This is a genomic window from Campylobacter sp. RM12651 (genome assembly GCF_022369475.1).
In the GTDB taxonomy this organism is placed as follows: domain Bacteria; phylum Campylobacterota; class Campylobacteria; order Campylobacterales; family Campylobacteraceae; genus Campylobacter_E.
In genome coordinates this window covers 1143696-1164919 of the sequence record NZ_CP059600.1, presented here as the reverse complement: position 1 = coordinate 1164919, position 21224 = coordinate 1143696, and the positions used below count along the sequence as shown (strand labels likewise).

Below are 21224 nucleotides of genomic sequence, written 5' to 3'. Positions count from 1 at the left end.
ATAAAAAAGGAAAAATTATGAAAAAAATATTAGTTTTAAATGCAGGTTCAAGCTCACTGAAATTCCAATTATTTTTTAATGAAGATAGTGTTGCGAGTGGTTTGGTTGAGCAAATTGGAGAAAGTAATTCAAGAGCAAAAATTAAATTTGATGGCAAAGAATTAGAGCATTTAGGTGGCATAAATAATCACGAAGATGGCTTAAAAGTAGTTCGTGATTTATTTGCTAAAAGCGGACTTTTAACTGATTTTAATGAATTAGCAGCAGTAGGTCATCGTGTGGTGCATGGTGGAGATAAATTTATTAAAGCAACATTAGTTGATGATAAATGTTTAAAAGCTTTAGATGAATTAGTAAAATTAGCACCTTTACATAATCCTGCAAATATTTCAGGAATTAAAACAATTATAAATCTTGCTCCAAGTGTTAAAAATATAGCAGTATTTGATACAGCATTTCATCAAACAATGCCAGAAATCGCATATCGCTATGCAATAGCTAATAAATATTATGAAGAAGATGGCGTTAGAAGATACGGCTTTCATGGAACATCTCATGAATTTGTAACTCGTGAAGCAGAAAAATTCTTAGGTATTAAAAACATAGATGCAATTACAGCTCACTTAGGAAATGGTGCAAGTATTAGTGCTATTAAAGATGGTAAATGCGTTGATACTTCAATGGGTCTTACTCCACTTGAAGGATTAATGATGGGAACTAGATGTGGGGATATTGATGCTGGAGCTTTATTTTATTTAGCATATAATAAATGTTTAAGCATTGCTGAACTTGATAAAATTTGCAATAAACAAAGTGGTTTATTAGGAATTTGTGGTGCAAATGATATGCGTGAAATTGAAGAAAAAATGCAAAATGGTGATAAAAAAGCAAAATTAGCATTTGATATGTTTTGCTATAGAATTGCAAAATACATAGGCTCATACCTTGCAGTAACTCCTGCTAAGGCTCTAATTTTTACAGCAGGTATTGGTGAAAATGATGATTTAATGAGAGCTGCGGTTTGTAAGCAACTTGCACATCTTGGCTTTAGCATTGATGAAGAAAAAAATGCTAAGCGTGAAAAAGTAGCTAGAAATATAGCAAAAGCTGATTCAAAATACCCAATTTTAGTTATTCCAACTAACGAAGAATTATCAATAGTAAAACAAACAATGGAACTTATTTAATCCTATTGATTTAAATTCTTGTAAAACTATAAATAATTAAACATTATTTGTAGTTTTACTGCCATTATATCTTCTTAATTGTATTTTATTTTATATTTTGGGGTTACATAACCACACCCATCTATATAATATTCTCTCTCTTCTTTTTCCTTAGTATATGAGTTATATAAAATTACATACATTTTATATCCATCTATAAATTGAAATGAATTTTTATCAAAAAATCTTTTTTCAAAAAATACTAGATTATTGTTAAATTCATTAACTTCTTTTAATTCTAAACTATCTAGAGTTTTAAGAGATTTAACTTCATCAATGCTATTATAATTTTGCACTTCATATATTTTTGCATTACTTAATTTAAAATAATTTACAATTGCTCTTTTATATTTTTCTTCTTTTTCTAAATTACATTTATATTCGCTTTTAGAATAATCATATTTATAATTTGTATACTCATTTTTAAAATCCCAAAATAATAAATAGCCTTCTACTTCTAATTGCCTTTCAAGAGAGCAAAGCTCTTTTTTGGTTTTAAGAAATTTATCATAAGTTGAACTAAAGTATTTACTATAGATATCGTATGAATACTGAACAAGCATTAAAAAAACGAAAATAGCAATGATAAAAAACGCTAAACTCAAACCAACAAATAAAGATTTTTTATTAATTCTTTAATAAAAGAAAGTATTTAACACTCCATATTTTTAATATAATCTTGTATTCTAATTTAAATCCTTTAAGGAATTTAAATTAGATTAATTATTTTTTATTGATTATATTTTTTATGATTGTTTCCAATTTATCATTATTAAATTGTTTTTCAAAGGTAATATTTATACCTTTAAAAAGACTTTCTGCGTTAGTAATTTTCGCATTTTCATCACTTCTTAGATTGATTTTACTATCTACGCCTTTACTTTCAAGCACAAAATAATGGATATTTTCTTTATCATCTTTTAATACATAAGCAAAATCAGGTGAATAACTAAATCCACCTACTACAGGGATTTTTAATGAGTTTTTAGGTATTTTCATAAAGACTTGTATGCTTTTTATATCTTCTTTTATTATCTCTTGCTCAATTTTACTATCATAAAAAATCTGCTCGTATAAAAAGGTATTATTTGCTAATTCATCTCCACCTAAAACACCTATATCACTAGCATTTATTTCATTTAATATTTCACCTTTTTCATTAGTGATTTTGGTAGGATGAATGTGGTGTGAAAACTCTTCGTAAGATATGCTAAAAAGCCTATTAGAATTACTTAAAAGATAAAAATTAAATTCCTTACAAATAGCATTCAAACTAGGCTCATTTAAATAATCATTTATGTTAAATAAACCATCTTTCATTAACTCATAAAAGGCTTTATGTAAAGTGTTTAGATTAAGACCTAATTTTGTGCTAAGTCCTAGCAAAAACTCTCCATAATTTAGAGTTTTTATATTTATTTTATTATTTAAAATATCTTTTTGGCTTTTTAATTGATTATTATTTACGCTTAATTGTGTAATTTTTATATAACTTGAATTATCTTTTGCTTTAAATTCTTTTAAAAACTCTTTAAAATTAGCTAAAAACACATTTTCAATGGCATCGTATTTTAAAAATACTTTTTTGTTTATTTCTTCCCATAAAGCCTTGATTTGTGGATATAAATTAGTTTTGATTTTTACTTTATTTTCTAATTCATTAGAGTTTTTAATCTTGCCTTTTTTAATGTTATTTTTGCTAAATGCTTTTGGATATTTTGCTTTTAAAATATCTACATTTATTATCTTACTTCGCTTGTTTATAACACCGCATTCTAAAAGCTCATCATAAATCAAATCTTCATCTAAATCATATTCACTTAAAATTATTTTATAAATTTTCTCATCTAATAAATCATCTATTTTTATATCAAAACACTCATCACATATCTTAATTTCATTTATAAGTTTTTGAGTAAAATCACTCTCACTAGCATCTACGAAATAATTTAAATAATATTCTTTATTAGTAATTCTATTGCCGTATTCATCAACAGGAAGCCTAAGCCCACGCCCAACTTCTTGAAGCTTACTTATCTCACTTCCGCTACTTCTAAGTTTGCAAATATTAAATACATTTGGATTATCCCAACCTTCTTTAAGTGTCCATTTTGAAAATATAAATCTTCTAGTATTATTAAGACTAAGTAGGCTCATTTTATCGTGCAAAATCTCATTTATTTCTTGCTCTATTTTATCATCTTTATCGCTATTATCTTTTGAAAAATAACCGCCGTGAGTAAGGCTAATATCGTTTAAAGATTTTTGTAAATATTCTTTATAAAATCCTGTGCCAAGCTTTAATTCTTCTTCTAGTTTGCTTTTTAATGCCTTTTCAAAATATTCTTTTAGCCTTGCGTTTTCTCCACGATAAGAATTTATATCATCTATAAAAAATAAGCTTAAAGGCTTTAATTTTATCTTTTGATTTAAAAACTCTCGCTCTAACTTAAAATGCTCATCTAAACAAGCATTTATCATTTGCTTAGCTAAATCATCATTAAAGCTAAAAGGATTAAATTTTTTATCTTTAATTAGCTCTACGCCATTTGATAAAAGTACTTTTTGCTTACTTAAATCTTGCACGAAAATATCTAAAAAATCATAAAAACAAGCGAAATTTTGCCCCTTGCTAAGTCTAAACTCACGCTTTTTATCATCACAAAAAATAGCTTCATTATCTACTATATCTTGAAGTTTAATATAAGCTTTATTTCCTATTTCAAATTCTTGCACGAAAGTTTTTACACCTTTAACCAAATTATCATTAAAGGCTTTAAGTGGGGTTAGATTATAAAGTAGGTTTGAGTTTTCTTTAAAAGTCGCTCCATATCTTAATATAAATTGTGGTTTTAGTTTTAAAACATTCTCCCAAGTTTTACTTGCTTTATCAAATTTATGTGGCTCATCAACGATTAAAATACTTTTAGTATCTGCTAATGCGGGAAATATGCTAAAAAATTTATCAAAAAGATTGCTTTCAAATTCTTTTTTAAAAGTATCTGAATTGAGCATCCCTGCATTTATTAAAAGCACTCTTATAGAAGCTTTATCATCGTGATTGCAAAAATCTTTTATGCTTTGTGGCATTTGCTCTTTTTTACTTGATTTTTCGCTTTTTACTTCGTAAAAACTTAAGCTTTTTTTAAACTCATCTATAAAATGTTGGCGTGATAGCTCAAAAAAACTTTTAGTCCCTGATTTAATAGCTAAAGTTGGCACAAGCACTATAAAGCTATCATATCCATAAGCTTCATTTAGCATAAACATAGTTTTTGTGTAAGTGTAGGTTTTACCTGTGCCTGTTTGCATACAAATATCATAAGTGTTATCATTTATAAAGTTTTGATTTTTTATGCCATTAAACTCTTGAATTTCTTTAACATTTGCCTTTATATCATTACTTGAAAATATTTTTAAAACACTTTGAATAGCTATATTTTGATATTCTAAATCATTAGTATAATTAAAGCTACCCATCTTAAAATCTCACTTGTAATTTAATGCCTAATTTAATTAAAGCTTCTTTTAAACTCTTATGTTCGCTACTCGTAAAACTAGTATTGTATAAAATAACTCTTTCACAAATTAGCTCATTATCTTGTAATTTTTGCATTAGGGTTTTGATATTTTCGCTTTTAAAATGTGGGAAAACTAAGTAAAGCAATTTATTACAATAATAAGCCTTATAATCGTTTATATTTATTATTTTAAATTCCATATCTAAAGCTATACCATCGGCTAATTTATAGCTAGTTAGAATTTCATTTGTTTTATCGTTATTAAATGGTGCAAAAAGATTATCGCCTAAGCTTAAATCTAGTTTTTCTATTTTTTCTAGTTCTAATTCATCTTTATATACTATCTTAAATTCACTAAAGTCTAAATTAGTAGCGTTTGGATAATCTTGCTTGATTTTTTTCGCAGCTCTTATTAATCTTTCTTTGGTAATTGCATAAATTGTTGGCTTGCAATTAAGCTCATTTTTTACAAAATCATAAGCAATTTTACTCTTTTTCTCATCTATTGGCTCATCAAGTTGAACTAAAATAAACTTTCTATTTCCACTATCTTCGGCATTTAATTGCATAATAGCGTGCCCTGTTGTCCCACTTCCTGCAAAAAAATCTAGGACAATATCATCTTTATCGGTTGAAATTTGTAATATTCTTTTTAATAATTTAGTTCCTTTTGGATCGTTAAAAATACCTTTACCAAGCAAAGAAGATAATTCTTCATTATTGCTATGTGTATGCCCCACTTCATCATAACTCCACACACTACCACAAGAAATTCCTTGTCTAACTTCAGTAATATAAGTTTTTTTATCTATTCCACCTTTTGAATTAAAATACAGTTCGTTATCATAAAATAGCTGTAATAACTTATCTTTAGAATATCTAGGGTATCTACCTATCGGAGCTTGCCAAGTTATTCCATTTGGAAAAGTTATACTATATTTACCCAGCTCACTTCCACTTCTTGCATGAATTGGTGTTGGTTTCCAAGCACCTTTAGGATCATTATCTCTATTTTTATATGCAGAATTTTGTTTCTCGCTTCTTGGTAATAAATTTAATTTATTATTAATCCTATTCTTAAAATAGCAAAAAATATGTTCGTGTTGATAAGACATATCTGTATCATTAGAAGTTGTGTATTTGTTATTCCAAATAAAATCAGCTACGAAATTCTCTTCACCAAAAATCTCATCACACAAGAGCTTTAATTGAGCTGCTTCATTATCATCAATTGAGATAAATATCACTCCATCATCTTTTAAAAGCTTTCTAGCTAAAAATAGCCTTGGATACATAAAGGTAAGCCACGCTGAATGTGAGCTTGATTTTTTAGTGCTAAACTCTAGCACTCTTTTAGCTTCATCTTCACTCATTCCAGCGTTTATTAAATCATCTAGCTTATAAGCTCTAGTATCATTATAGACAAAATCCTTATTAGCGGTATTATAAGGTGGGTCTATATAAATCATTTTGATTTTTTTATAATAGCTATTTTGTAAGTGTTTTAAGACTTCTAAATTATCGCCTTTTATGAGTAGATTTTGTTTTAGATTTTCATTAAATGTGCCGTTTTGTTTAAGGTAGCTTGATGGTTTTAGATTTGCTAGATATTTTGCGTGTTTTTTGCCTAAAAAATTTAAACTATAACTCTCATTTGTAAAATCCCCCCCCCCGTTAGCAGCTATTTCGCTTTGGAATTTTTCTAAATTAAATTTTCCATCTTTATCAAAACATTCAGCAAAATGCTCTTTTAATATATCTAATTTACTTTTGCAGTCCTTATGTAAAAGTTCCATTTTCTCTCCTTTTTTCGTGGAATTTAAAATAGGAATTTCATAAAGAAATTCCTAAAATTATTTTTTATTAAACTCTTTATATAATTTTATTAGATTTGTAGTTGAGCTATCGTGCTCGTAACTCACATCACTTCTTAGCTCTTCAAGTATTGTTTTAGCCAAAGTTTTGCCTAATTCAACGCCAAATTGGTCAAAACTATTTATCCCCCAAATCACACCTTGAACGAATATTTTATGCTCATATAATGCAATTAGGCTACCTAGATTTCTAGGGCTTATTCTTTCTAATAAAATCGTATTGCTAGGGCGATTTCCCGAAAATTCTTTATGTGGGATTAGCTTTTCTATCTCACTTTCACTTAAATTACTTTTACTAAGTTCAGCTCTTACTTCATCCTTGTTTTTGCCTTTCATAAAGGCTTCAGCTTGAGCGAATACATTGCTAATTAAAATTTCGTGGTGTTCTGGCATATCGTGTGGTTTTTCAAGACTTACTATTAAATCAATCGGACTTATATGAGTTCCTTGATGAAGTAGTTGAAAAAATGCGTGTTGAGCGTTAATTCCTGTTTCACCCCAAATGATTGGAGAAGTTTCGTAATTAATTAATTCCCCATTTTTACTAACTTGTTTTCCATTACTTTCCATATCAAGTTGTTGAATAAATCTTGGAAAATGCTTTAAATATTCATCATAAGGTGCGATTATATGTGAGCCACCACCATAAAAATTAATATACCAAATACCTATTAAAGCCAAAATCACAGGCAAGTTTTTAGAATATTCAGCCGAGCTAAAATGTGAATCCATTAAATACGCGCCTTCTAGCATTTGCCAAAAATGTTCTTTTCCTAAATAAATCATAATAGGAAGACCAATTGCAGACCACAAACTATAACGCCCACCGACCCAGTTCCAAAACTCAAACATATTATTACTATCTATTCCAAATTCTTCAACAGCCTTTTTATTAGTTGAAACTGCTACGAAATGTTTAGCTACAAAGCGTTTATTAACTGCGTGATTTAAAAACCACTCTCTAGCAGTTAAGGCATTTGTTAGGGTTTCTTGAGTTACGAATGTTTTTGACGCTATTATAAAAAGTGTAGTTTCTGGATGAACGCTATCTAATACATTTTGTAATTTTGAGCCATCTACATTTGATACAAAGTGCATTTTTAGTCTTGGGTGTGCGTATTTTTTCAAAGCATCACAAGCCATCAATGGTCCTAAATCAGAGCCACCAATTCCTATATTTACAATATCAGTTATTACTTGATTTGTATAGCCTAGCCACTCGCCTGATCTTATTGCGTGAGAGAATTTCTCCATTTTGTTAAGCACTGCATTTACATCATCCATTATGTTTTCATTATCTACATAAATAGGTGTATTTATACGATTTCTAAGAGCAATATGTAAAGCTGCTCTATTTTCTGTGGTATTAATCTTTTTACCACTAAACATATCTTTAATGTTTTGTTCTAAATTAGCTTCTTTTGCAAGATTAATAAGATTGCTTAAAATCTCTTCATCTATTCTATTTTTAGAATAATCAACCTTAATCCCACCAACTTCTAAAAAGTATTTATTCGCTCTATTATTATCATTAGCGAATAAATCTTTCATATGAGTATCTTTTGATTTGTTGTATAAAGACCATAATTTTTCATAGCTTTTTAATTTGCTTAACATTATTTATCCTTTAAATGATTTTGCAGTGCCACACTAGCGCCGTTTATACCTGGAAATTTTGATAAAACCACAAATACAGGAATTGCTGCTAAATAACTATCAAATCTACCTTTATTCTCAAATCTTGCTCTAAATGATGAGTGTTTAAAATACTCTAATATTTTAGGAATTATCCCACCACAAATATAAACACCACCCCTAGCACCTAGAGTTAATGCTAGATTTGAAGCAATTGTTCCTAGCATTGCACAAAATATATCAAGACTTAATCTACATAAAGCTGATTTTTCGCTTAATGCTAGTTCGCTAATTTTACTAGCGTCTAAAGTATCATTTATACCTTCTTTATGTGCTAAAGCTTCATATATTAGCTCAAGTCCCATTCCGCTAAGCAATCTTTCAGCCGATACATGCCCGAATTTGTTTTTTGCATAATGCCAAATCATTGATTCAATCTCATCAAAAGGTGCAAAGCTAACATGTCCGCCTTCACCTGATAGTGCAATATAGCCATTTTTACTAGGGATTAATCCACTAACTCCAAGTCCTGTGCCAGGCCCTAAAACAGCTTTTACGCAATTTTCTTCAGCTTCTCTTCCACCAATTTGAACTAATTCATCACTATTTAATTTTGTAATAGCAAGTGCTTGAGCGGTAAAATCATTTAGAATTAATAAAGTATCAAATCCTAATGCAAGTCTTGTGGTATTGATTGAAAAAGCCCAATGATTATTAGTCATTTGTATAAAATCACTTGTAACAGGATTTGCCATTGCAAAAGCAGCGTGTTTTACATTTACATTTTTATCTTTTAAATATGCTCTTACAGCATCTATTATAGTATCGTAGTCTTTGCATTGTAAGACTTCTATTTTATCTATATTTCCTGATTTAAATTCTAATGCAAATCTAGCATTAGTTCCACCAATATCTGCTAATAATCTTGGATATTCATTTTGCGTAATAGACATCTAAATTTCCTTTTGAATTAATTACATAACTTATTGGATATTTTTTATTTTTTTCTTTACAAGCTAATAAAAATACTTGATATTTCTCATCTCCACTGATATTTAAAAATATTCTTTTAGCTTTTAATATGCTTTCTAAACTAAGGCTAATTCTATCGTAATTAGGAGTTTTTACTATGTGATAAGCTTGGTTTTCATCACTTAATAATTCATCTAAATTAGAAGCTGTTGGAAAGATTGATGCAGTATGAGCATCAGCTCCCATACCTAAAATCAAAATATCAGGAGTTTGATAAATATTATTAGCGTGGTTTTTTAAAGCCTCATAATCATTAATTAATTCATCTTTAATACAAGTAATTAAATTAGCCTTACTAGCATCATTTTGTAATAGATTTTGCTTTACTAGATTTGTATTACTATCTTCGTGATTTGTAGGTAAAATCCTTTCATCTACTAAAAATACATTTACTTTAGTCCAGTCAAGCTTTTCTTTACTTAATTTAATAAATAAATCTTTAGGACTTTTACCACCTGATACATAAAAATTTACGCTACCTTTACTATTAATACATTCATTTAATGAAAATACTAATTCTTTATATAAAGCGATTTCGCTTATGTTTTTGTCATTGAATGTAAATAATCTCATCTTAGTCCTTAAAAATAATTTCATTTGTGTAGGCTTTGTATTTATGCATTGTAAAATCATCATTATCAATTACATCTTGCACCCATTTCCAAGCACTCTCTAGCTCATCTTTTTCATTAAATGAACTTAAATCTTTATTAATTACATTTAAAAGTAATCTTTCATAAGGTGGCATTTTTTCAATATCACAAATTCCTATTTCAAATTCTTTAAATTCTTCGGCTATTTTTAACAGGAATTTGATTTTAGGTTTTGGTTGGATTTCTATATACATTTTTCCACCATTTTTAAAGTCAATATCAAAATATACTTTATTTTCAGCCATTCTTTTGCCTGTTGCAAGTTTTATTAAAACGCCTTTGTAATTTTCTTGATTTGAACTAGTTTTAATTGATACGAAAGTTTCTGTCCTACTATCTTTAGCCACATTTAATTCGTCTAAATAACTTAAGCTATCTTCATTAGCTTCATATTGAGCTTTAATTACATTTTTAAAATCAATTTTTTCAAGTGAGTTAAAAAACTCAAGCTTAGCTTTTCTAATATTAGTTGAATTAATATCAATCATAAATAAAGCTAACATTTGTAACATATGATTTTGTAACATATCTCTTAAAGCACCGCAACTATCATAAAACTCTCCACGACTTTCAACACCTAAACGCTCTAAAACATATAAATTAATGCTTTTTACATAGTCTTTATTAAGTAGTGCATTAAAATGTGGATTTTGTTTTCTAAACTCAAATAATTCTTTAACCATACTTTTACCAAGATAATGATCAATTCTATAAATTTGTTCTTCTTTATAATATTTTGCTACGCTTTCATTGATTGCTCTGCATTCATTTAAACTCATTCCTAAAGGTTTTTCAAGAACTATTCTAACATTGTCTTTATTCATATTTAATTCGCTTAAATTCTTACAGCAAGTGATGAAAAATTCAGGCGAAATTGAAAAATATATAATAGTATCTTTGCCATCTCTTAAATTGTTTTTAAGTTTTTTAAAATCTTCAAGATTATTAATATCTACGCTCTCATAAGATATTTTTTCTAAAAAATCGTTCCATTTTGTAGTATCTTTTAAATGGATTTTTGATTTATCGTTTAATTTTTGCTTAAATTCTTCTAAGCTAAGCTTGCTTCTACCTGTAGCAAGTATTTTAAAATCTTCGTGAAGCAAGTCATTTAAAAAGGCTTCATAAAGTGAAGGAAAAAGTTTTCTAAGAGCTAAATCTCCAGTAGCTCCGAATAATAAAAAATCAAAATTAGTTTTCATAAATAATCCCTAAGTAAAAATAATTTTTTAAATCTTACTAAAAAGGATTTAACATTAATAACATTTATTTATTTATAATAAATCAAATATTTTAAATGAAAGAAGCTTATTTATGACAAATAAAAAATTATTAGAAATCACTGAAAAGATTATAAAAAGAAGTGAAAAAACTAGAAAAGATTATCTTAATTTAATAGATAATGCTAATGAAAAAATCAATCGCTCAAAGCTAGGTTGTGCTAATTTAGCTCACGCTTATGCAGCAATTCCTGAAAGCGTAAGAGAAAAATTAAATAATTCAAATAGCACTCATTTAGCTATTATTTCAAGCTATAACGATGTTTTATCAGCTCACGAACCTTACAAGGATTATCCTTTAAAATTAAAGCAATCTTGTATAAAAGAAGGTGTAAGTGTTCAAGTTGCAAGCTGCACTCCTTCAATGTGTGATGGTATTACTCAAGGCTATGATGGTATGCAACTTAGCCTTTATTCTCGTGATGTAATAGCTATGAGCACAGCGATTGGATTATCTCATAATATTTTTGATGGGGCGTTTTATCTTGGAGTGTGTGATAAGATAGTTCCTGGGCTTTTAATGGGAGCGTTAAGATTTGGGCAATTACCTGCTATGTTTATTCCAAGTGGTCCTATGCCAACAGGACTTAGTAATTCTGATAAAAGTATTGCTAGAGAAAAATATGCTCAAGGACTTATTTCTAAGCAAGATTTATTAAATACTGAAATGAAAATGTATCATAGTTCAGGCACTTGCACCTTTTATGGAACTGCTAATTCAAATCAAGTTATGATTGAATTATTAGGTCTTCATATGCCAAATTCTGCTTTTATTAATCCAAATACAAAGCTAAGAGAAAAAATAATTGATTTTAGTGCTAGACATTTTGCAAAAGGTGTAAAAGATAAAAGTATTTTACCAATAGGCAAAATGATAGATGAAAAAAGTATAGTAAATGCAATAGTAGGGCTTATGGCAACAGGTGGCTCAACCAATCATACTTTACACTTAATTGCAATTGCAAAGGCTGCGGGAATTATTATTAATTGGGACGATTTTAATGATATTTCAAATATTACTCCACTTTTAGCTAAGGTTTATCCTAATGGTAAGGCTGATATAAATGATTTTTATGAAGCGGGTGGATTGTCGTTTGTAATTAATGAATTATTAAATAATGGTGCATTACATGATGATGTAAATACTATAGCAGGATTTGGGCTTAGTAATTATACGAAAGACCCTATCTTAAAAGATGATGAAATTACTTATGAAAAATGCCTTGAAAATAGCAGAAATGTTGAAATAATCACGACTTATGATAAGCCATTTAGCACTACAGGTGGGCTAAAAGTTTTAAGTGGAAATATTGGTCGTTCGGTAATTAAAGTAAGTGCTGTAAGCGATGATAATTTATATATTAAACAAAGAGCTATCGTATTTAACGACCAACTTGAGTTAATGAAAGCTTACGAAAAAGGCGAATTAAATAAAGACTTCATAGCAGTTGTAAAATATCAAGGCCCAAGAGCAAATGGAATGCCTGAACTTCATAAATTAATTCCGCCTTTAGGGGTATTAATGTCTAAAGGATATAAAGTTGCATTAATTACTGATGGTAGAATGAGCGGGGCTAGTGGAAAAGTTCCTGCAGCAATTCATACAAGTCCTGAAGCCTTATTAAATGGAAATATTTCTAAGATTAAAGATGGGGATTTGATAGAATTTGACGCAATCAATGGCACTTTAAATGTATTAGAAGATGATTTCTTAACTAGAGAAATTAAGCATATTGATTTAAGTGCAAATGAGTTAGGTAGTGGTAGAGAGCTTTTTAAAGCTTTAAGAAATAGTTGTTTAAGCGCCGAAGAAGGCGGAGTAAGTTTTTAAGGAAAAAATAATGAACGCAAGAGAAATTTTAAAAATAAATCCAGTAATTCCTGTGATAGCAATTGATGATATAAATGATGCCTTACCTTTAGCTAAGGCTTTAGTTTCAGGTGGAGTAAGAGTGCTTGAAATTACTCTTAGAACTCCTGCAGGGCTAAAAGCAATTGAGTTAATTAGTAAAGAAGTTCCTGAAGCAATCGTTGGAGCAGGAACAGTAATTAATGCTAAGCAATATAAAGATGTTGTTAGTGCTGGTGCAAAGTTTGCAATAAGTCCAGGTATTACTGAAAAATTATTAAAAGAGATTGATTATAAAATCCCTTTAATAGCAGGTATTGCAAGTCCAGCAGAGCTAATGCTTGGGCTTGAATATGGGCTTGATACCTTTAAATTATTTCCTGCTAGTGTTGTTGGTGGAGTGCCTATGTTAAAGGCTATTTATGGGCCATTTAGTGATGTTAGATTTTGTCCTACGGGTGGTATTAGCGAAAATAATGCTAAAGAATATTTAAGCCAACCAAATGTGCTTTGCGTTGGTGGTTCTTGGCTTGCACCAAAAGAGCTAATAAAGGCTAAAAATTGGGATGAAATCACGAATATTGCAAGAAAAACTTTAGAGTTAAAAAATACTTTATAAGGTTTTTATTTATAAGTAGGCTTAGTGCGAAAACTAAGCCTATAAAAATTAAATTCTTTACTTAAAAACATTAGTAAGATTAGAATTTAAATCAGCATAAACCAATCAAACAAAAACTTTAATAAAATAATATTTTTAAGTTTAAATGTAAGAATTTTATAAGAAATTCAATTATCAAAATTAAATAATTTTAAGATTTATTTTGTCTTTTTTGTAACTTTTAGATTTTAAAAAAATACTATCATTAATAAATTTTTTTAAGGAGAGATTATGCAAATAAATCCTAATAATAAAAAAGATTTAATGCAAATACTAGGCGAACACGGCTTTAGTAGAAGAGATTTTTTGAAATGGTCTAGTGGAATGGCTACTATGCTAGGACTTGGAGCTACTTTTGCACCAAGTATTGCAAATGCTGTTGAAAATAATGCTAGCAACACCCCAGTAATTTGGCTTCATATGGCAGAATGCACAGGCTGTAGTGAGAGTTTATTAAGAAGCGATGCACCTACTATTGATAGTTTGATATTTGATTATTTAAATATTGAATATCACGAAACTGTTATGGCAGCAAGTGGTCATCAAGCTGATGAGAATTTAGAAAACGCTATTAAAAAACACGCAGGAAAATATGTATTATTAGTAGAAGGTGCAGTTCCTACAGGAAGCTCTAGTTTTTATCTAACTTTAGGTGCTAAAGGGCATACAGGCGAAGAAATAGCAAAAAATGCCTGTGCTAATGCAGCTGCTATTTTAGCAATTGGCACTTGCTCAAGCTTTGGTGGTATTCAAGCAGCAGCACCAAATCCAACAAATGCTGTGCCAATTAGTAAAATCACAAATAAAAGCGTAATTAATGTCCCAGGTTGTCCGCCTAGTGAAAAAAATATCGTAGGTTCAATCTTACAAATATTATTATTCGGAACAATGCCACTTGATAATTTTAATCGTCCAAAATGGGCATACGAGCATAGAATTCACGATTATTGTGAGCGTAGGGGACATTTTGATGCGGGTGAGTTCGTAGAAAGTTTTGGCGATGAAGGTGCAAAGAAAGGCTATTGTCTTTATAAAGTAGGATGTAAAGGTCCATATACATTTAATAATTGTGCTAAGCAAAGATTTAATCAGCACATAAATTGGCCTATTGGTGCAGGACATGGGTGTATAGGTTGCTCTGAGCCTGATTTTTGGGATAGTATGAGAACTTACGAAGAACCTTTAAAATCACATTTATTTCAAAGTGTATTTAGCGGAATGGGTGCTGATGCTATGAGTGATAAAATAGGCATTGGTGTTTTAACTCTAACAGGAGTAGCAATAGCTGCTCACGCAACAATTTCAGCAATTAAAAAAGACAAGGAATAAAAAATGCAAAAAATAGTAGTAGATCCAATTACAAGAATTGAAGGACATTTAAGAGTAGAAGTAATAGTTGATGATGCAAATGTAGTAACTGATGCTTATGCGGGTTCAACATTATGGCGTGGAATTGAAACTATTGTAAAAGGAAGAGACCCTAGAGATGTTGGCTTTATGACTCAAAGAATTTGTGGAGTTTGCACTTATTCGCATTATAGAGCAGGTATTGAAGCGGCTGAAAATGCTTTAGGTATAGTTCCACCAAAAAATGCAAAACTTACAAGAACATTAATGAATGCAGCTTTATATATGCACGATCATTGTGTGCATTTTTATCAATTACACGGGCTTGATTTTGTTGATGTAGTGAGTGCTTTAAGTGCTGACCCAGCAAAAGCTGAAGCTGAAGCTTTAAAATGGTGTGATAAGCCTTTAGTTTGTGGTGTAGGAGAACTTAAAGCAGTTCAAGAAAAATTAAAAACATTCGTAGATAAAGGAGAATTAGGAATATTTGCGAATGCTTATTGGGGACATAAAACTTATCGCTTTAGCCCAGAGCAAAACTTAGTAGCGTTAAGCCATTATTTAGAATGTTTAAAAGTGCAAAGAACAGCAGCACAATTAATGGCTATTTTTGGTGCAAAACAACCACACCCACAAAGCTTAACCGTAGGTGGTGTAACTTGCGTTATGGATATACTTGACCCTGCTAGAATTGGCGAGTATAAAACTAAATTCTTAGAAATTAGCGATTTTATTCATCGTGCTTATTTAGCTGATATTAAGATGGCTGCAGCTGTTTATAAAAATGAGCCAAGTGTAATGAATGATGTTGGCGTTGATAATTTCATGTGTGCTGATGAGTTTTATTTAGGAGATGATTATTTATTTAAAGGTGGAATTGTAACTAATATGCTAAGCAATCCTGTATTAGGTGCTATTGATGAGAGCAAAATCACAGAAGAAGCAACAAGGTCTTGGTATAAAAACGATAAAGCATTACACCCTTATGATGGCGAACAAGAGCCAAATTATACAGGTCTAAAAGATGAAAAAACTCTAAACGCTAAAGGCGAATTAGAAGATTCTAAAGTATTTGATATGAATGGAAAATATAGCTGGATTAAAGCTCCAAGATATGATAATTTACCTGTTCAAGTAGGACCACTTGCTACTATAGTTGTAAATTATTTAGCTAAAAATCCAATCGTTACAAAAGAAGTTGACGCTTTATTAGCTGAATTAAATATTGAGCTTAAAGACTTACTTAGCACTTTAGGAAGAACTGCAGCAAGAATGATTGAAGCAAAAATAATAAGCGAACACGCACTTAAAGCTCTTGATAGTTTAGTTGAAAATCTAAAAGTAGATCAAAGCACTTGCGCTCCATATAAAATAGATAATTCTAAAGAATACAAAGGTCGCTTTATAGGTAATGCTCCTAGGGGAATGCTAAGTCATTGGATTAGAATTAAAGATGGCATAGTGCAAAATTATCAAGCAGTAGTTCCATCTACTTGGAATGCAAGTCCTAAAGATGCAAATGGTAAAATGGGAACTTATGAAGCTTGTTTAATTGGTCTAAAGATTGAAGATTTAACCAAGCCACTTGAAATTATTAGAAAAATCCATTCGTATGACCCTTGCATTGCTTGTGCTGTGCATGTATTAGATAAAAAAGGTAATAAGTTAGGCGAATATAAAGTAGGAGTTTGATATGAAACATTATGAGTTTTCAATAGGGCTTAGAGCAACTCATTGGCTAAGAGCATTTGCTATTTTAGCCCTTTGTATAAGTGGCTTTTATATTGCTAGTGTGTTTATTGCACCTGATAAATCAACCGAGCCAAATCTATTTATGCAGGCTAAATTTCGTTTCGTGCATAATGTAGCTGGGTTTGTTTTATTAGCTTGTTTTATTTTTAAACTTTATCTTTTTATATTTGATAAGCTTAGTAAAAAAGAAAGAGTTAGTATTAAAGATTGCTTTAGTTTAAGAGTATGGATAGAGCAAATTAAGTTTTATTTATTTTTAGGAAAACACCCGTATTTAAAAGGTGTATATAATCCACTTCAATTTGTGAGTTATTTTTTCTTTTATATTGTTTTAGCATTATTAATAATCACAGGTTTTGTGTTATATATTAATGTTTATCACGAGGGTTTTGCTGGTGCAATAACTCCTTTTGTTAAACCATTTGAAGCAATATTTGGCGGACTTGCAAATATTAGGATAATTCATCATATTTTAACTTGGGTTACTATGATTTTTGTTGGTGTTCATATTTATATGGCAGTGTTTAATGCAATTAAAGGTAAAGATGGTGCAATGGACGCTATTTTTAGTGGATATAAATACAAATGAGAGTTTTAGTCCTAGGAATTGGAAATATTTTAATAGGAGATGAAGGAGCTGGAGTTATTTTTCTTGAGTATTTTAGGAAAAACCTAGCTCCTAATATTTATATTAAAGAAGAATTTAAAAATCAAGATTTGCATCAATTGGTATTCTTAGATGGTGGGACGATGGCTATGAATTTAGCTCATATAATTGCTGATTTTGATAAGGTTTATGTGATTGATTGTATAAATGCTGATGATTTAGAAGTGGGCGATGTTGTGTTTTTTGACTATGACAAAGTGCCAAGTAATATAAATTATCAAGGAAGTGCTCACGAACTTGAAATGCAAATGATGCTTAATTTTATGAGTTTAGTAGGTGATTTGCCAGCTTGCAAAATATTAGGTATTGTGCCTAAAAGACTTGAACCTATGAAAATATCTTTAAGCGATGAGGTTAAAAAATCTTTTGCTTTAATGCAAAAATGTCTTTTAGAAGAGCTTAGTAAAGATGGATTTTTGTTAGAATTTAAAAATGATTTTAGTATAGAACAAGCGATAGAAAATTATAGGAATTTAAGCAGTGTTAATTAGATATGATTTCAAAATAAAATTAAAAGATTTCGGATTATTTTTACTAAAAATTGCCAAGATAAATAATGTAAATTATAAGCTTTATTATGAAGATGATGAGTTTTCTTTAGTTATAGATGATAATGAAGATAAGGTTTTAGCCTTTAATGAATATTTTAAAAAAATACCTTATTTTTTATTTTTAGAAGATTTTAAAATAGAGCTAGAAAATACACAAAAAACAAAAGAATTTGAAATTGAAATTCCAAGATTGCCTTTAAACTTATGTGATGAAGTTTTTGATGATTTAGGTTTAAATGAGTTAGATTATATTAAAACAACAAAAAGTGATTTTGTAATAATTGCTAATTATGAATTATTACAAAAGGTTTTTATTTGTGATAAAAATACTCAAATTTTACTTAATGCTTATGAAAAACCATTTGTAAAATTAGCTTTAAAACCACTTTATAAAAAAGCACATAATTTAGGAGATTTTTTATATGTATCATTTGCTAATAGCAAAAAGCTTTTTAACGAGTTAAAAAATACAGATGAGCTTTATTTTGTAAAAAAGCCTAAAGATTTATTATTAATAGCTCCTTTTGCTGATACATTTTGTGTAATTAATAATCCGTATTCAAATCAATTATCAACTGCTTTTAATATTGATAAATTAAGCTTTAATGTCCCTAAAAATAAAGATGAATTAATAAAATTATTACTTAGTTTAGAACAAGGCGAAAAATTATTAAAAAATTATCAAGAAAAGTTCATTTTAAATGAGTTTAGTTTAGAAAATAAAAATATATTTTCATTAATAAAATTAGCAGATATTTTGCTAGATTCTGATATTTTAAAAGTAGTGCCAAATACTTATACAAAGGGAGTTAGAATTGATTGTGAGATTAATGAAGATGGCTTAAATGTAGCTAAGTTTATCTCATCAATTATGAGCTTTAGATTAGCAAATGCAGCTTTAATAGAAGTTGGTGTTTTTGAAGCACTTGTTTTAATGATAGGAAAACTTAATGAAAACGAGCGTGAGATTTGCTCAATGCTTATGAATTATCAGAGTTTTTTAAATTACAATGCGTTTTTAAACAAGCAATTTAAGTTCAGTAAATGGGCTAATTGTGAGTGTTTTAATTAAACTTAGTGGCAGGGTGCAAGGAGTTGGATTTCGCCCTGAAGTTTGCAAATTAGCCAAAGCAAAAAAGCTAAATGGCTATATCTTAAATGATACTTTAGGAGTTAGCTTAGCACTTGATTGTGATGAAAAAATAGCAAAAGTTTTTATAAAAGACTTAAAACAAATTCTTAAAAAAAATCGTCCATTAGCAAGTATAGAAAAAGTAAAAATAATTAAAACAAATGAAACTTATAATGATTTTGTTATTAAAAAACCAAGCAAAGATAAGCATAATCTTGCAGTGATTTTGCCTGATTTCGCCCCTTGTAAGGATTGTATAAAAGAGCTTAATAATCCTAAATTAAAAAGAAGATTTAATCACGCCTTTATAAATTGCACTAATTGCGGCACTAGATTTAGTGTAATTTCTAAAATCCCTTACGATAGAACAAACACTTCTATGAGTGTTTTTAAAATGTGTAAAAATTGCGATAGTGAATATAATAATCTTAATGATAGGAGATTTTACGCAGAGCCTATTGCTTGTAATGATTGCGGGGCTAAGCTTAATTTTGATTTGGCAAAGGCTGTTAAATATCTAAAAGCTGGAAAAATAGTAGCTTTAAAAGGCGTTGGTGGGTTTAATTTATTATGCAATGCTAATGATTTTAATGCGGTAAATAAATTAAGAATGCTAAAAAATAGAGCTTTAAAACCACTTGCAATAATGGTTAAAGATATAAAAATGGCGAAAAAATATGCTAGTTTTACTAAGTTTGAAGAACGTATTTTAAAGAGCAAAGAGCGACCTATATTGCTACTAAAAAGCCTTAATCAGAGTGCTTTTAATATACATTTTGATTTTAAAAATATCGGAGTATTTTTGCCAAGCGCTCCAATATTTCATATATTATTTAAAGAGCTTGATTTTGCAATAGTAGCTACAAGTGCAAACAGAAGTGGCGAGATGATTTATTCTAAAAAAAGCGATTTTAAGATTTTAAAACCTGATTTAATAATAAATCATAATAGAAAAATAATTAATAAAATTGATGATAGTGTAGGGCAAGTTGTAGCCAATAAATACCATCATTTAAGAAGTGCTAGGGGCTTTAGACCTTTTTATTACGAGCATAAAATTAAAAAAAATATAAATATCCTAGCTCTTGGAATGGAAGAAAAAAACGAGTTTTTAATATACATAAACGGGCTTTGTATTAATTCGCCTTATATTGGGGATTTAAAGGATATTAGTGTTTATAATCATTTTGTAAAAACTCTAAGATTTTTTGTGAAAAATTATAAGATTAAATTTGATTATGTTTTGTGTGATTTACACCCACATTTCATTCATAGCGAAAAAATCACAAAAGAATTTGAAATAGGAATTAGCAAAAAGACAAAGATTATAAAAATCTACCATCACGCAGCCCATGCGATGAGTATTGGACTAAGAAATATTAGAGCCTTTTGTTTTGATGGCACAGGATATAAAAATAATCATCATATAAGTGGTGGCGAAGTGCTAGATATTACTAAAAACACTATAAATACAGCTTTTTGTTTTGATGAGTTTAAACTAGTTAATGTAAAAAATAATGAACTATTAGCTTATAGTATTTTAAAAAAATACGAAATTCCGTGTGAAACTAATCTAAATTATGATATAGCATTGCAAAATTGCACTATAAATACTAGCTCATTAGGTAGAATTATTGATGCTTTTGCATTTTTAGTTTTAGGGGTCAAAAAAAACGAATTTGAAGCACATTCAGGAATGCTTATTGAGAGTTTTTATGATGAAAATATCAAAGATATTTACAAAATTGAGTTTAAAAATAATAAGATTATTTATAAGGATATTTTTGCAACTTGCTTAAATGAAAGCAAGGTTTTAGCTTGTTCAAAATTCATTAATACCATTGTTTATATTGTTAAGTTTTTAAGTCCTAATAAAAGGGCGATTTTAAGTGGCGGGGTGTTTTGTAATAAAAGCATTTTAAATCTTTTGCTAAATGATAAAGAATACAAATTCTATACTCCAAAAAACGAAGCGATAAACGATGGTTGCATAGCTTTAGGGCAGTTAAACTATTTCTTAAACAATATGGAATTTAAGGATTAATTT

15 protein-coding genes and 1 pseudogene are annotated in these 21224 nt (G+C 29.1%); 9 read left to right on the top strand and 7 right to left on the bottom strand.

Features of this window, described 5'->3' with window-relative positions:
• The first annotated feature begins 17 nt into the window (after window positions 1-17).
• Window positions 18-1187 (top strand): acetate kinase, encoded by a 1170-nt coding sequence (locus tag AVBRAN_RS05610; RefSeq protein WP_239802699.1) that lies wholly within the window; start codon window positions 18-20, stop codon window positions 1185-1187.
• Window positions 1188-1261: 74 nt separating this feature from the next.
• Here AVBRAN_RS05610 and AVBRAN_RS05605 read toward each other — a convergent pair whose 3' ends face one another.
• From AVBRAN_RS05605 to AVBRAN_RS05575, 7 genes are all read right to left on the bottom strand, one after another.
• Complete coding sequence (locus tag AVBRAN_RS05605) at window positions 1262-1831, bottom strand: hypothetical protein (RefSeq protein ID WP_239802698.1); 570 nt, start codon at window positions 1829-1831, stop codon at window positions 1262-1264.
• A 118-nt stretch (window positions 1832-1949) separates the two neighbouring features.
• Window positions 1950-4706 (bottom strand): type III restriction-modification system endonuclease, encoded by a 2757-nt coding sequence (locus tag AVBRAN_RS05600; RefSeq protein WP_239802697.1) that lies wholly within the window; start codon window positions 4704-4706, stop codon window positions 1950-1952.
• A 1-nt stretch (window position 4707) separates the two neighbouring features.
• Window positions 4708-6543 (bottom strand): site-specific DNA-methyltransferase, encoded by a 1836-nt coding sequence (locus AVBRAN_RS05595; RefSeq protein ID WP_239802696.1) that lies wholly within the window; start codon window positions 6541-6543, stop codon window positions 4708-4710.
• A gap of 57 nt (window positions 6544-6600) precedes the next feature.
• Entirely contained in the window at window positions 6601-8238 is a 1638-nt protein-coding gene (gene pgi / locus AVBRAN_RS05590) for a glucose-6-phosphate isomerase (protein ID WP_239802695.1), read from the bottom strand.
• Window positions 8238-9209 (bottom strand): glucokinase, encoded by a 972-nt coding sequence (locus AVBRAN_RS05585; RefSeq protein WP_214117926.1) that lies wholly within the window; start codon window positions 9207-9209, stop codon window positions 8238-8240. Before AVBRAN_RS05585 ends, pgi begins: the two co-directional genes overlap by 1 nt.
• The gene (gene pgl, locus AVBRAN_RS05580; protein ID WP_214117927.1) at window positions 9190-9861 is read right to left on the bottom strand and encodes a 6-phosphogluconolactonase; all 672 of its coding nucleotides are present in this window, start codon (window positions 9859-9861) and stop codon (window positions 9190-9192) included. The genes AVBRAN_RS05585 and pgl overlap by 20 nt, the downstream gene beginning before the upstream one ends.
• Window position 9862: 1 nt before the next feature.
• The gene (locus AVBRAN_RS05575; RefSeq protein WP_214120225.1) at window positions 9863-11143 is read right to left on the bottom strand and encodes a glucose-6-phosphate dehydrogenase; all 1281 of its coding nucleotides are present in this window, start codon (window positions 11141-11143) and stop codon (window positions 9863-9865) included.
• A gap of 112 nt (window positions 11144-11255) precedes the next feature.
• Between AVBRAN_RS05575 and edd the strand changes: the two genes are divergently transcribed.
• The 8 genes and pseudogenes from edd to hypF all read left to right on the top strand — a co-directional run bounded on the left by edd (window position 11256) and on the right by hypF (window position 21221).
• Window positions 11256-13052, top strand: coding sequence for a phosphogluconate dehydratase (gene edd / locus AVBRAN_RS05570; RefSeq protein WP_239802694.1), 1797 nt, complete (start codon window positions 11256-11258; stop codon window positions 13050-13052).
• Window positions 13053-13062: 10 nt separating this feature from the next.
• Complete coding sequence (locus AVBRAN_RS05565) at window positions 13063-13689, top strand: bifunctional 4-hydroxy-2-oxoglutarate aldolase/2-dehydro-3-deoxy-phosphogluconate aldolase (protein ID WP_239802693.1); 627 nt, start codon at window positions 13063-13065, stop codon at window positions 13687-13689.
• Between the two features lie 247 nt (window positions 13690-13936).
• Window positions 13937-15057: pseudogene (locus tag AVBRAN_RS05560) on the top strand (hydrogenase small subunit).
• 3 nt (window positions 15058-15060) lie between these two features.
• Window positions 15061-16767, top strand: coding sequence for a nickel-dependent hydrogenase large subunit (locus AVBRAN_RS05555; RefSeq protein WP_214120223.1), 1707 nt, complete (start codon window positions 15061-15063; stop codon window positions 16765-16767).
• 1 nt (window position 16768) lies between these two features.
• Complete coding sequence (gene cybH / locus AVBRAN_RS05550; RefSeq protein WP_239802691.1) at window positions 16769-17416, top strand: Ni/Fe-hydrogenase, b-type cytochrome subunit; 648 nt, start codon at window positions 16769-16771, stop codon at window positions 17414-17416.
• Window positions 17413-17985: a HyaD/HybD family hydrogenase maturation endopeptidase gene (locus AVBRAN_RS05545; protein ID WP_239802690.1), complete on the top strand. Its 573-nt coding sequence runs from the start codon at window positions 17413-17415 to the stop codon at window positions 17983-17985. Before cybH ends, AVBRAN_RS05545 begins: the two co-directional genes overlap by 4 nt.
• Complete coding sequence (locus AVBRAN_RS05540) at window positions 17975-19117, top strand: hypothetical protein (RefSeq protein WP_239802689.1); 1143 nt, start codon at window positions 17975-17977, stop codon at window positions 19115-19117. Before AVBRAN_RS05545 ends, AVBRAN_RS05540 begins: the two co-directional genes overlap by 11 nt.
• Complete coding sequence (hypF, locus tag AVBRAN_RS05535; RefSeq protein ID WP_239802688.1) at window positions 19101-21221, top strand: carbamoyltransferase HypF; 2121 nt, start codon at window positions 19101-19103, stop codon at window positions 21219-21221. Before AVBRAN_RS05540 ends, hypF begins: the two co-directional genes overlap by 17 nt.
• Window positions 21222-21224 lie beyond the last annotated feature (3 nt).